Raw genomic sequence first — 13,374 nt, 5'->3', positions numbered from 1 at the left:
ATGGGGGGAACCCCCAAGACCGCGCTGCCTCCCCAAGACCGCGCTGCATCGCTTTGCATCAATTCTGGTCTACTGTTCTGGTGATCCGCTGTTCGATGACAACTGCCGCGAAGTCTAGTCAATGTGGACTAGTTAAAGAATAGTAGACTTCGTTTGGTGGTAATAGTTTTGTGGAATAGGCATCTTGCCGGAATAGCCATCTTGGTAGAATAGCCATCTAACGTGGAACCGGCATCTTGCCCGTTGCTCCTGTTACAATGCTATTCGACTCCCGATTCCCGATTCCCGATTCCCGATTCCCCACTCCCGACTCCCGATTCCCGACTCCCGATTCCCCACTCCCGACTCCCGACTCCCGACTCCCGATTCCCCATGACTACACAAAAACAATGGCGTTCAGAAATTACTGCACTTCCCTCTTGGTTGCGACGTCCTATTGGTAATGCTAGTGACATCTCAACGGTGCAGCGGATTATTAAACAACGGCAGATTCACACGATTTGTGAAGAGGGACGTTGCCCGAACCGAGGTGAGTGCTATTCTCAGAAAACTGCTACATTTTTGTTGATGGGACCGACGTGTACACGGTCTTGTGCATTTTGTCAAGTGGATAAAGGTCATGCTCCCATGGCCCTAGACCCAGAGGAGCCCCAGAAAGTAGCGGAATCGGTACAGTTGTTGGGGTTGCGGTATGTGGTGCTGACCTCTGTGGCTCGGGATGATTTGCCAGACCAGGGTGCCGGTTGGTTTGTGGCTACCATGGATGCGATCCGCCAACTCAATCCAGGTACTGAGATAGAAGTGCTAACAGCAGATTTCTGGGGGGGTAAAGGTGAGCAGGATCAAACTTCAGCAGAGTTGCAACAGCAACGGATAGCCACGGTGGTGGAGGCCAAGCCAGCCTGTTACAACCACAATATTGAAACGGTGCAGCGCTTACAGGGCAAAGTGCGCCGGGGAGCACAATATCAGCGATCGCTTGATGTGCTCAGCATTGTCAAACAACTCAATCCCGCCATTCCCACTAAGTCCGGATTAATGTTGGGCCATGGGGAAACCAAAGCAGAAATAATTGAGGCGATGGCGGATTTAGGTAAAATTGGATGCGATCGCATCACCCTCGGTCAATATATGCGTCCCTCTCTCCAACATCTGCCCGTACAAAAATACTGGACACCGGAAGAGTTTGATGAGCTAGGTGCGATCGCACGGGATATGGGATTTGCCCATGTGCGTTCCGGTCCTTTGGTTCGTAGTTCTTATCATGCTGGGGAAACATGAAGCTTGAAGGTTTAACTCTTAAGTTCTAGGGAATCGGGAATCGGGAATCGGGAATCGGGAATCGGGAATCGGAACCCACCCCTAACCCCTCCCAGGAGGGGAACGGGAGTCGGGAATCGGGAATCGGGAATCGGGAATAGAGAAAAAATCCTGTGTACCTAATAGTTATGAAAAACGGTGTATCCTAATCATTACTATTGATAAAAATCTCCCTATCTCCCTATCTCCCTATCTCCCTATCTCCCTATCTCCCCACACTCCCTATCTCCCCATCTCCCGACTCCCGATTCCCGACTCCCGATTCCCGACTCCCCACTCCTACCCTTTCACCTTCAGAGCATAATCCCGGAATCGTTCTAAATCTTCCTGGATAGTAGACTCAACTAAGTTACCTAAAAATAAGTTATCCATTAACTGACCAAGAATGCCGGGAATGCCGTAAGCGATAGTGAGCTTAACTATACTGCTATCCTTACGGTCGTAGAAGCGGACTGCACCTCGATTGGGCAAACCATCTACTGATTCCCACTGAATAATCTGATGTGGAACTAATTTCAGAATTCGAGAGAGCCAGCTAAACTCAAAACCTGTACTAGCAAGTTTCCACCGGGATAAGTCAGGATCCTCTTCTAGGACTTCTACTGAATCAATCCACTTCATCCAGCGCGGCATTTGCTCTAAATCTGACCAAAGGTCCCACGCTAATTCAATGGGAACTTCTACTTCAACTTGTACACTATGTTCCAGCCAATCAGACATAGGGTTTTAGATTCCTCAAGTTTTAGTGATTATATCGGGAGTCGGGAATCGGGAGTCGGGAGTCGGGAGTCGGGAGTTGGGAGTCGGGAGTGTGGGGAGATGGGGAAATGGTGAAATGGGGAGATGGGGGAGATTTTTATTAAGAGTAGACCTCTGGCAAAAGTGGTTTTCTGATACTGTTTTCGTCGTGAATTATTGTCCACTATTCCCGATTCCCGATTCCCGATTCCCGATTCCCCTCCTGGGAGGGGTTAGGGGTGGGTTCCGATTCCCGATTCCCGATTCCCTTCTTCAACTAACCAAAGACTCAATCGCCTTAGCAGCACGACGCCCGGATAGGGTAGCTCCTTCCATACTATCGATATAGTCTTGTTGGGTATAGCTACCGGCTAGGAAGAAATTAGGAATTGGTGTCTTTTGGTTAGGGCGATAGGGGTCCATGCCAGGGGCTTCTCGGTATAGAGACTGAGCGAGTTTTACGACACTAGACCAGGTCATGTTCAAGTCTCGTGAGGAGGGAAACAAGTTATGGACTTGGTGAAGCACATGTTTTGCGATCGCATCATTACTTTGTCGGATAAATGGGTCTCCTGGAGTTAGTACCAACTGCATCAGTGACCCTTCACCGGCTTTGTAATAGTCACCAGGACTAGTGAGAGCTAAATCAGCAAAGCAGGAAAAGTCAGCATCGGGAGTATACAGTAGATTATCCATCCCTGCTGCTTCTTGGAGTTGCTTGCGTTTCTCAGGATCATGAAGCTCTGTCACCCAGCCATCAAATCGTAGTTGGACCGTGGCCACTGGTACCGTATCAAGCTTGTAGATATTATCGAAATCGGACCACTTGCGCCATGATTTGGGTAACAGCCGTTTAACACCAGGCACATCAACCGCACAGACATAGGCATCAGCGGTGATGGTTTCTTCGGTTTCCCCTTTGGCAATCACTAAACCAGTGACTCGGGTTTCCTCTGGAGTTTCGGTAAATAGAATTTCCCTGACTTGGCGGCGAGTGTGGATTTTTGCTCCTCTTTCCTCTAAATAGTTAATAATTGGTTTATGGAGGTACTCATGAGGAGAGCCTTCCAGCATTCGTAGTACCGATGCCTCGGTTCTAGCGGCAAATAACTGGAATATGGTTAGCATACAACGGGCAGAAATATTCTCGGTATCGATGAAACCCAGAGCATAGGCAATAGGATTCCACATCCGCTTTAAACTACCCTCGGAACCACCATGACCGCGAAACCAATCAGCGAAACTGACGGCATCTAGGTCACGAATCGTTTTCATTGCGCCATCGAAATCTATCAAGCCACGCACCAGAGGGCTAATCCCCAGGGCAATGGAGTTTTGCAGCTTATCCTGGAGAGAGAGTTGGGAGGTGGTGAAAAACGCTTTTAGGCCATTAAAGGGAGCACCAGTAATGAAGCGAAAGTCTAGCTCACCCTTGCGTCCATCATTATTAATAAAGGTGTGAGTATGCTCCTTCAGGCGCAGAAACTGGAACGCTCCCACCTTCTTCATCAGCTCAAACAGGTTGTAATAGCAGCCAAAGAAGACATGCAACCCCATTTCGATGTGATTGCCATCCTTATCTACCCAGCTGCCCACCTTTCCCCCCACAAAGGGACGGGATTCAAAAATTTCTACCTCATGACCAGCATCCACTAATTCTACTGCTGTGGCCATGCCCGCGAGCCCCGCACCAACGATTGCTAAGCGCATTCTCCCTTATCCTTTCAGTTTCTTTACAGATTGTAATATATTCCGGGAGTCGGGAGTCGGGAGTGGGGAATCGGGAGTGGGGAATCGGGAGTGCGTTCGCGTAGCGTGACCTACGGTCAATCGCGTTTAGGTGCGGTGGGGTAGCAATCAGTAATATTTCTATCATTTCTTCTTTAACTTGGTCACTTAGCGCGTTTATCATAGGTGATTAAGTACCTTCAATTTCAATTTTCTTCTCCCTGCTCCCTGCTCCCTGCTCCCTTTAACCCTAAGCATTCATAATATCCTCCAAAAGCTGCTCACTTTCTGACAGCCCAATAAACCCTTCTTGTTGTGCTTCTTTAGCTTTGATAGCTATAAGTTTCTCTTCTAATTCTAATAACCTTTCAAATTCTTCTATAGAAATAACAACAGCCACATTACGTCCTTTTTTAGTAATTTGTATTGGCTCTATTCGAGCTAAATCCAACAGTTCAGCAAAACGGTTTTTTGCCTCAGATGCTCCAAGGGTTTTCATCACTTTTTAGGGAATAATACTAGACATTAAGTTTATTTTAGCTATTTTATTCAATAGCAGCATTTGATGTAGGGTGGGCAGTGCTGACCTTCGTACCGGATCAGCTTTTGAATTGCTATCAACCACTGCCCAGCATCGGATTAATTTTATTAAAAATTTAGACTTTTAATTAGAGTGCTCTTGCAGCCAGTTGAGTAAGTCCTCACTGGTCTGAAAATCCCAGATGGCTTCTGATAAACTGTTTAGATCTTCGTTGGTCAAGGCTTCGATTAATGCTAAGGCATTAATAGTTAGTTTGCCAAAGCGGCTCTCAAGCTGTCGCAATAGTAAATTTCTTTCCCCTTCTTCTCGTCCTTGCCTTTTCGCGAAACTCAATGCACCTCGCGCGTCTTCCAAGACCATCTCCTGTTTGCGGAGTTTTTCCACTTCTGACACACTCAACCCCGCTTGATTCGCTATGGTTAACGCTTTTTCCAGCTGTGGGATTTCCCTGAAGTTGTCAGGAATAATTTCTAAGTTTGGCGCTTCTTTGATAAAATATATCCACTTATCTATCACACTTTCTAAATCTTCCAGTTGCTTAGTAAATTTAGGAAGTTCCACAAACACCAGCTTTAATTCATTTTCCTGATAAGGTAAGTGGTCTTCTTCCTCTTGAAAGTAAAAACAGCTAATTACTTTATCGCTGGAATGGAATAACTTAAAATCCGTGATAGTTAAAGCAATGACTGGATTTAGATCGAAATATCCCTGTCCCAATTGCAGTTGATTTCCATAGGTTTTGCACAAGTTATAAACCACTCGCTTCTTGAAAGCTTCCACATTCCAGAGTTGCATCTCAATGATAACAGTCGTTCTATCCTCTAATACTGCCTTAACATCTAGATAAGTGTCTTTTAAATCCACTACATCCCCCGCGCTATAAGGATCAATAATTTCTAAATCCTGGATGACGGAATTACCAGAGTATATCATAGCATTGAGGAAAGAAATTAGAATATCCTTACTCTGATCTGAACCAAAGATTTTCTTGAAAGCAAAGTCAGTTTTAGGACTGATGAATCTCATAGTTTTATACCTTTACTAGGTTTATTTATATAGTATTTTTTAAGAATTGTGTAGGGTGCCTTAGGGAAGGAATCGCCCTGATTTTCCGCTTCAACGCCTGGGTTGAAAAAGTTTGTCCGAAAGCGATGCAGCGCGGTCTTGGGGAGGCAGTGCGGTCTTGGGGGTTCCCCCCATGAGCAACTGCCGTGGTCCCCCCATGAGCGACTGCATCAAGACAATGAAACGGGCAAGATGCCCATTCCACCCACCGGATAAAACTATAGCATCTCTACAGAAAATATCAGATATATTACTGATTATTTACTATTATTTATTACCTATTTATTATTATAGCCATTTTCAATTTATTAATAAAAAAAAAATTCCTAAATACCTTGACAAATAGTTAATTTATTTATATATTAATAATGTAAGCAGTTTTAAGGAATTACTACTGATGAATGACAACCTTCCACCCAACTCCGATGAAAATACCAACCCTGAAAAGCCAGGTCGCAAACCTAAAAAAGTCAAGCACATCTTGGTCGGTTCTCCTAAACAAGTTCGCAAAACAATTAATGCTATCTATTCCCTTAAATACGCCTATCCCGACGAGTGGAGCGCTTTCGAGCCTACCGGAAAATCTGGTCAGGTTACGACTTTTTTGATTCGATACTTATACCTAGACTAGGATAGTAAATTGCCAGGGCGTCGCCCTGGCGACTATGAATGGTGAAAATTGTTTTGTGGAGGGGTATACATCAGGATGAAGGATGAGTTGGGATGTAGTTACTTTCGAGTAGTTGCTGACTAATTCGATAGTTGATCAGTAGTAATTTAGAGTTGAGTGCAGCTCAGCTGTACTTGTGGAAGCTTACAAAATAGAAATCGGTCAAGACTTGGGATTAACCAGACCTTGACCGATTTTTTTTTAATTGCTATATAGGACTTAGAATCAGATTGGCGAAGGCTGATCGCTGAACGCGCACGCTTGCGCTTCGCGCATATGCTTACGAATTATTGAAATTTTAAGAGTGGAAGGGACAGCCTGATGTTAATTGCTTGAGAAACAAACTGTTATCGAAGAAATGCTCCAAGGAGACAATCTTCAAGTCTTCAGTAACCCGAGCAATACTGATGCCAAACACTTCTATAGTTTCTCCTGTGGGTTCATGGCCTTTAAAGGAACCGCTAAACGTGCCCCAATGCCGCCACTTAAAGGTGACATTAGGAGGTCCGGAAAGCACTTCCATCAGTTCCCAAAGAAAGCCATTAGGAAAAGCGTTATGGAAAATTTCTATGGATGATTCAAAGGTTTCCTCTGTGGAGCGATAGTGTTCCGTATCTCCAAGAAATACGTTGTATGTGCCGACATCAGCAACAGTCTGGGCATTGTACTCTGGTCCACCGTTAGTGCTCATCCGAAACTGGTCGGCAACAATAGACAACCACTGCTCAGGATTCGCTTTATAGGAGGCTTCCATCTCGAAGGTTCTAACTAAGTTTTGAGCGATCGCTTCCAAAGACCCTTCTGGATGATTAAATTTACTACCTTTCTTAAGAAATTCATTAGTTTCGGCATAATCAGGGCGTTTGCCCTCTCGCCATTCAACCCCAGCATCATTGGCGATAACTGTATCTCTTTGCTGCACCCAAAGAGGCAATCCTGTGGACTGACTATTACTCATTGAAGTATCTCAGTTCAATTGATTAGAATTCCTCAACAATTTTGCTAAATTGTCTTCTTGTTACCATGGCAAGTACATAAAAATTAAACTATTTGAGAGGATTGTAATAGTAAACAATAAAATTAAATATTAAAATTATCAAATAATGTAATAATGACTACAAACTAATGACTACTAGAGGTCTTAATCGCCGTAAATTCCTGGGTCGGATTGCTCAGTCTGCCCTAGCCACCGTCGTGGTAGGACGAGCATCTAGACAGATGGCTGCATCTGCTTCGATACCTGCTTCGATTAAGCCCACTTCAGTAGTGGTGATCGGTGCTGGTCTTTCCGGTTTATATAGCGCGTTGCTATTAGAGGCAAAGGGGATTTCGGTAACGGTATTGGAAGCACGCGATCGCGTTGGTGGTCGTATCTATACCTTAGATGACCTACCGGGTAAACCAGAAGCTGGAGGTCAGAGTTTCAGCGAGACATACCAGCGCCTGTTAACTCTAGCCGAGAAGCTGAAAGTACCTCTGGAACCGCGTCAGCCGTTGGACAGGGCACTACTGCTCCATATTAATGGGCAATCTGTATTGACCCCAGACTGGTCTACATCCAGTGCGAATCAGTTAGCAGAAAGCGAGCGTAGTATAGTTCCACCTCGTTTGCTAACCCATTACCTCCGCCCCAATAATCCCTTGGAAGATGCTACAGCATGGACATCCCCGACCCATTTTGACTTAGATATCCCTCTAGATGACTATATGCTTGCCCAAGGGGCATCTCCAGAAGCCCTTCGGCTGATGAACGTTTATCCTTTCTCAATGAACAGCTTGGAAACTGCCTCGGCCTTGTGGGCATTCAAGAATGACCAACGAGCACAGACTCCAAGCAAGACCATTATGCATGTCAAAGGCGGCAACTCTCGTTTGCCTGAACAGATGGCAGCATCCCTCAACTCTGTTGTCCAAACCAAGAAAGTAGTGACAGCTATCCGCAGCCAGGAAACTGGTGTTGAAGTCTACTGCTCCGATCGCGAAGCGTGGCCAAAGGCCTTTGGCTCAACCTTCCAAGCTGACTACGTTGTCTGTACTCTACCTTTTTCTGTGCTGCGCCAGGTAGAGATCGATCCTCCTTTGGAAGGCGCGCAGGCTGAGGCTGTCAAAGAATTACCCTATACAATAATCACACAGGTTTATGTTTCTGTTACCAATCCGTTCTGGGAAGAAGACGGTCAACCAATCAGGATGTGGACAGACTCTGTCTTGGAGCTGGTCTTTCCACACAAGGATGCTTCTGGAAAACTCCAAAGCTTAACCTGCTGGGCTAACGGAGCCAGTGCTAAGAAGTTAGATGCTATGTCAGAACAGGAATTAGGACAATTTGTGAAGGCTGAACTGAAGCGAATTCGCCCTGCTACGGAAGGTAATGTGGAGATAGCCCGTGTGGTTTCCTGGGGTAGTGATCCTTATGCTCAGGGAGCTTATGCTCACTTTGCCCCCGGACAAATTCGCGGATTTCAGGACAAGATGGCTAAACCCTGGAATCGAATTCACTTTGCTGGGGAACATACTGCGATCGCATCTGCTGGTATAGAATCAGCGTTGGAATCAGCGGAGCGAGTTGCTGGAGAGATTTTGGCTCGTGTTGTCTGAAGGAGTAAAATCATTTCTGGTGTCGTGTTAGGCGCACTTAGTAGCAAAAGTTAAAACCAAATTTCAGCATTCCTGTAATTGCCGCTAATTCAATCGTTTTGAAAGTAAGTATTAGGAAAAAAACATGCTACAGACCCCGAGTTTATGGAAAGTATGATTATTCACTAATGCTACTTATAGTCATTGACCTTATTTGGTAAAGTCAGCATAGCCCGACTCATAAGAAAATATGACCCTCATAGCGAGACATATGCGATGACACTCACTCCTAATAAACCAGAGACAGGCCAACCCACTGCTACCTTACCAATACCAGAAACAGACCAAGAATTTAATTGGAGAAATTGCTGGTATCCTGTCACCTTACTTCAAGACCTGCCAAAAGACCGTCCTTATGGCTTTTCGCTTTATGATGAACCCTTAGTCTTGTTCAGAAATTCTCAGGGCAAACTAGTCTGTTTAACAGACCGTTGCCCCCACCGTGCTGCTAAACTCTCTGATGGACAAATAATAGACGGCAAAATCGAGTGCTTATACCATGGCTGGCAATTTGGTGCAGAAGGTCAATGTTTACACATTCCCCAGTTAGCAACAGATATCAAGATTCCCCTTAACTCCTGCGTGAAATCTTTTGCGGTTGTCGAGAAGCAAGGCATAGTCTGGATCTGGCCAGGAGAAGCTGAAGCGGCTGATCAACAACCTATCCCCGCCATACCAGATTTGGACAAACCCGAATTCGTCAGTACCGATCTCGTGCGTGACTTACCTTACGACCAAACCTATTTCATAGAGAACGTCTTGGATCCGGCTCACGTTAACATCAGCCACCACCCCACTCAAGGGAATCGAGACAATGCTCAACCCCTAGAAATGGAAGTACTCGAACACTCTGGTGATGGGATTCGTGGACGGTGGCGGGAAACGCGCAAACCAAATGCTAACTGGGTAACAGTAGATTTTGTTGCTCCCAACTTCGTAATTCATAAATTTAAATTTGGTAGTGAACAAAAGAGTATGTCTGGGGGTCTGGCTTTGTATTCTATCCCTCTTGGCAAAGGTCGCTGTCGGATTCTAGCCCGAAATTATCGGAACTTTTTTACCTGGACAATTAAGCTAACTCCTCGCTGGATGGATCACTGGTATCGAAACCAAATATTAGAAGAGGATTTGCAACTTATAGTGGGACAAGAAGAACAAATTGAGCGGTTAGGACAAAGCCTGAAAAAAGTGTATTTGCCACTGAAGACATGCGACTTATTTGTGATTGAGTACCGCAAGTGGCTCGATAAGTTCGGATCTGCTCTACCGTTTTATCAAGGGTATTCCACATCAAAGCAACCAAGGGAGGCGACAGAAAATAATCCACCACCAGCAACCCTAAACCGATTACAGCAACATACAGTAATTTGTAGTTCCTGCAATCGAGCCTATCAGATCACAAACCGACTCAAACAAACCTTTGTAGCTGTAGCGATTGCACTAGCCGCTTTGGCAATCCTCACTGACAGCTCATTAACACAACTTGTGGCGGTTTCCGGTTCTCTGTTTGCCCTTGGAATAGCTGCTGTAGCGAAGAAAATCAAAACTAAATTTGAACATTCTTATACTCGCCGCTGATCTAGTTATTTCTAACCTTACCAAACTATAGCATTTTCCTTTGAGATGTGAATATAATTGATATCAAAAGCGCTGCATCCCGATTCCCGATTCCCGATTCCCGATTCCCTTCGTGCAGCGCTATCGTTTAATCGAAATTAGCTAAAAAGGGCAAAGTAAACAGGAGAGTAACCCTTACCTTTGCCCTTGCTAATTAATGATACAATTGACAACTATTGAGGATTAACCGTCAACAGTAATTTTTTGTCGTCTACTAATAATCAAAAGTGCGATCGCACTGATCAAAATCAACATCCATACCTCCGGTTCAGGAACACCGGAAACAGTAAAGGGATTAGACGGCTGATTCAACTGTTCTTCCCCAGTTTCCACCTCTCGGTCAAAGCGATCGCTTGACGCTTCTGCTTCTTTGAGCATCCTTCGTTGCTGATCATTCACCAGCACAATCATGGATGAATAGGGACTGACAATGTCATAGGTCTTGGCTATGCCATGAATCCGATCCAGTTCTTCTAGAGAGCCATTCAGGTTTTCACTCAACCCGAGGATAAGTTGCCTGGCCGCCAGTGGTTCAAATCCAGTTTCAGTAGTAGCCTCAGCTGTTCCTGATTCCATAAACCAAGCATAGCCATCCGCCACACTTACTACCGATGACCCCAAGGCTTCTTGAGTTGCCATCCGCTGGATTACCCCTGGGATATCGGTAGAGACACCACCACCACTATTTTGAATCAATTTTAGAATCGTATCATTGTAGGCTGAGGGTAATTGATTGCCTAAATGAACCATCCACAGGGGTGCAGCCACCACCGCCACATTTTTATTATCCTCAGATAACTCATAACTACCCTGATCAGTCACCAGTAATATCCCGTCATAGGGGGTATTGCCACGCAACTGTTCAAACTGTTGCAGCATCTGTTCAGGTTGGATAGAGCCATAAAAGGTGATCTGAGCAGGATCAAAATCACTGATATCATCAATGCGTTTAGCTTGATGATCGATCTTGTTATCTATTGCGTCAGTGATGTACAAATCCGCATCATTGTTAGTCAAACTCTGATCAGCAAAACCCTGTTGTTGTAGCCAAGTGAATGTCTTTTTGACCTGGGATGCTTGAGCAGCCATACTCCTGGAACTATCGAGAATAACAGCAAACCGCTTATCCTTTATATTCCCCATTGCGGATTTATCCAACAAGTCTAACGGTTTCGCCGAAATGCGGTAGCCATCCCCTAAATTCACCTGATGAACCATGGGTTGCTGGGCTTGATCTGCTGGTAAATATGCTTCTAACCACCGATCAGAAAAACCCCGTTTTACTTTACCATTGCGGATGCGCTTGGTGCGATTTGTCCAAAAGATATTGCGTTGTTCGTTTAACTCAGGTAAAGGCCAACCCTTCTCTTGTCGCATCACCTTGTAGGTTAGCCACAGATGCATTTCCGTTGCGCGATCGCTACCATTTCTCCTCTCCCATGAAGATAACGGACGAGGAATGGGAAATGCTCTGAGACGATAATTCCGAGGTCCGACTTGCTCAAGCAGCGCCGGGTCTACAGGACGCACTCGCCTGACCTGGGAGTTGTAAACCTGTTGTGCAGCACCCCGTGGGGAGACTTGAAATGGAAAGCGCTGATTGCGGTCATCCGTTTCACCTAACCACAAGCCAGTAATCGCTGCCCCTTCTGGTAACGAAAAATAGTAGAGTACTTCTTCAACATCAGTAGTTTTATTCTCATACACCTCGTAGATTTCCACATCTGCCCAATCCCCATGGGCATCTAAGGTTACCTCTTGCTTTTGCAGCCATACCCGTTTTTGATCGATATTCAACAAACCCGCCTTAGCTTGGTCAATAATCGCTGTAGATTGTAAAGCATGTTGAACAGCTTTTCGTTCTGCTTTCTGAAGTGGTGTATCAAAGAATTCCCCGTAAAGCTGTTGAGCTTTTTCGACATCCTCTCGGGAGCCATTATACAAAAACGGTGACATAACCAGATTGTAGCTATTCTGTAAGAATTCACATAGGGAATCTGGCAGGTAAAACACATCTTTGTACATGGCGTAGATATGGTTATTCTCTTCTCGGCTACTTAGATACCGATAGGGAAACAAATTAGCATTAACTAACCCAGTGCGAATTACATCAGACTTAGCTATCAAGGCTTGGCGATCGCTATTCGTTTTTGGGTAATTTTCTAGGAGCTTAAACGCCTCGACTTGAGCTTGTACATTCAAGGAAAAGAACAGAATTATCCAGACAGTAACCACAGCTACTGCCCCTTGAATCGCCCGATTGCGCCCATACTGTCCAGTAAAAGCCCTTAATATCCGGTATCCAGAATGAAGATAAAGAGCTGTAAATACTGAGGGCATTCCTAGAAATAGGGTACAGCTAAAGCCAAATAACAGTAACAGGAAGAAAGCTAATATATTAAGATCAATCAATAACAATCCCAGATAATATAGCCAGTGAAATTTGAAGAAGTTTATGATTAAAAAACCAGCAGCAGGAAGAACATAAAAAAACAGCAACAATCCTACATAACTACTAATCAAAACCATCAACGTGTGAGCAATTAATTGTAGCCATGCTACTGGTTTACGATTAGAATTATAGCCCCATACAACTTCTGCAGCAAATGCCAGAATACACACCAAAAGTGTACCCAATACTAAGGTGCTAACACTGGTAAATTCTCGGATCAAGAACAAACGAATCAGGCACCAAGCAAACAAGGGTACTTCCACACCATAAAACAAGCGCATTAACTCCCTTGGTTGCTCCCTCAGACGCCAAGCACCAATGACAGTACAGACAGTTGGTACTGCAATCAATGCTACAAACGTAACGAAAAAATCAACCGGCACAGCACCATCAAAGGTCTCTCGGATTAAGGAAATACCAATAATTGGCAAGATGCCAGCATAGACAACTGTCAGAAACATCAGATTCCACAGCCAAAAAATACTGTAAAAACTGACCTCAAGGATTGGTTTCAGAGATTTTTCTTTCATTGTATTGCTCTATCAGTTATTAGCTTAAGCGCTACGCGCACGCTACGCGAACAGCTATCAGCTATCAGCTATCAGT

13 protein-coding genes are annotated in these 13,374 nt (G+C 44.8%); 6 read left to right on the top strand and 7 right to left on the bottom strand.

Annotated elements, in window-relative coordinates:
• The first annotated feature begins 372 nt into the window (after positions 1-372).
• Positions 373-1,281, top strand: a complete 909-nt coding sequence (gene lipA, locus AC4II3_RS25760) for a lipoyl synthase (protein WP_488017459.1) — start codon at positions 373-375, stop codon at positions 1,279-1,281.
• 197 nt (positions 1,282-1,478) lie between these two features.
• Complete coding sequence (locus tag AC4II3_RS25755) at positions 1,479-1,655, top strand: hypothetical protein (RefSeq protein WP_490722924.1); 177 nt, start codon at positions 1,479-1,481, stop codon at positions 1,653-1,655.
• Here AC4II3_RS25755 and AC4II3_RS25750 read toward each other — a convergent pair.
• Positions 1,600-2,040 carry an SRPBCC family protein gene (locus AC4II3_RS25750; RefSeq protein WP_488016676.1) on the bottom strand — a complete coding sequence of 147 codons (441 nt, stop codon included), beginning with the start codon at positions 2,038-2,040 and terminating at the stop codon, positions 1,600-1,602. The genes AC4II3_RS25755 and AC4II3_RS25750 overlap by 56 nt on opposite strands.
• A gap of 25 nt (positions 2,041-2,065) precedes the next feature.
• Between AC4II3_RS25750 and AC4II3_RS25745 the strand changes: the two genes are divergently transcribed.
• Positions 2,066-2,407, top strand: coding sequence for a hypothetical protein (locus AC4II3_RS25745; protein WP_488016674.1), 342 nt, complete (start codon positions 2,066-2,068; stop codon positions 2,405-2,407).
• Here AC4II3_RS25745 and zds read toward each other — a convergent pair.
• From zds to AC4II3_RS25725, 4 genes are all read right to left on the bottom strand, one after another.
• Positions 2,332-3,768, bottom strand: coding sequence for a 9,9'-di-cis-zeta-carotene desaturase (zds, locus tag AC4II3_RS25740; RefSeq protein WP_488016672.1), 1,437 nt, complete (start codon positions 3,766-3,768; stop codon positions 2,332-2,334). The genes AC4II3_RS25745 and zds overlap by 76 nt on opposite strands.
• Complete coding sequence (locus tag AC4II3_RS25735; RefSeq protein WP_488016679.1) at positions 3,695-3,970, bottom strand: hypothetical protein; 276 nt, start codon at positions 3,968-3,970, stop codon at positions 3,695-3,697. The genes zds and AC4II3_RS25735 overlap by 74 nt, the downstream gene beginning before the upstream one ends.
• Positions 3,971-4,036: 66 nt before the next feature.
• Positions 4,037-4,285 carry a type II toxin-antitoxin system Phd/YefM family antitoxin gene (locus AC4II3_RS25730; protein ID WP_488016671.1) on the bottom strand — a complete coding sequence of 83 codons (249 nt, stop codon included), beginning with the start codon at positions 4,283-4,285 and terminating at the stop codon, positions 4,037-4,039.
• A gap of 165 nt (positions 4,286-4,450) precedes the next feature.
• Positions 4,451-5,353 carry an Rpn family recombination-promoting nuclease/putative transposase gene (locus tag AC4II3_RS25725; RefSeq protein WP_488016669.1) on the bottom strand — a complete coding sequence of 301 codons (903 nt, stop codon included), beginning with the start codon at positions 5,351-5,353 and terminating at the stop codon, positions 4,451-4,453.
• A 436-nt stretch (positions 5,354-5,789) separates the two neighbouring features.
• Here AC4II3_RS25725 and AC4II3_RS25720 point away from each other — a divergent pair, with 436 nt between their 5' ends.
• Positions 5,790-6,023: a hypothetical protein gene (locus AC4II3_RS25720; protein ID WP_293024179.1), complete on the top strand. Its 234-nt coding sequence runs from the start codon at positions 5,790-5,792 to the stop codon at positions 6,021-6,023.
• A 337-nt stretch (positions 6,024-6,360) separates the two neighbouring features.
• Here AC4II3_RS25720 and AC4II3_RS25715 read toward each other — a convergent pair whose 3' ends face one another.
• Positions 6,361-7,020, bottom strand: coding sequence for an ester cyclase (locus AC4II3_RS25715; protein WP_488015464.1), 660 nt, complete (start codon positions 7,018-7,020; stop codon positions 6,361-6,363).
• 167 nt (positions 7,021-7,187) lie between these two features.
• On the opposite strand from AC4II3_RS25715, the gene AC4II3_RS25710 reads away from it, so the two are divergent.
• Both AC4II3_RS25710 and AC4II3_RS25705 read left to right on the top strand, forming a co-directional pair.
• Positions 7,188-8,660, top strand: coding sequence for a flavin monoamine oxidase family protein (locus AC4II3_RS25710; protein WP_488015462.1), 1,473 nt, complete (start codon positions 7,188-7,190; stop codon positions 8,658-8,660).
• A 255-nt stretch (positions 8,661-8,915) separates the two neighbouring features.
• The gene (locus AC4II3_RS25705; protein ID WP_488015461.1) at positions 8,916-10,277 is read left to right on the top strand and encodes an aromatic ring-hydroxylating dioxygenase subunit alpha; all 1,362 of its coding nucleotides are present in this window, start codon (positions 8,916-8,918) and stop codon (positions 10,275-10,277) included.
• 222 nt (positions 10,278-10,499) lie between these two features.
• Here the strand turns inward: AC4II3_RS25705 and AC4II3_RS25700 are convergent, their stop codons facing one another.
• The gene (locus AC4II3_RS25700) at positions 10,500-13,298 is read right to left on the bottom strand and encodes a TIGR02921 family PEP-CTERM protein (protein WP_488015460.1); all 2,799 of its coding nucleotides are present in this window, start codon (positions 13,296-13,298) and stop codon (positions 10,500-10,502) included.
• Positions 13,299-13,374 lie beyond the last annotated feature (76 nt).

The organism is Moorena sp. (assembly GCF_982860115.1).
Note: the sequence above shows the minus strand (reverse complement) of the source record. Positions and strands in the feature narration are given on the sequence as shown.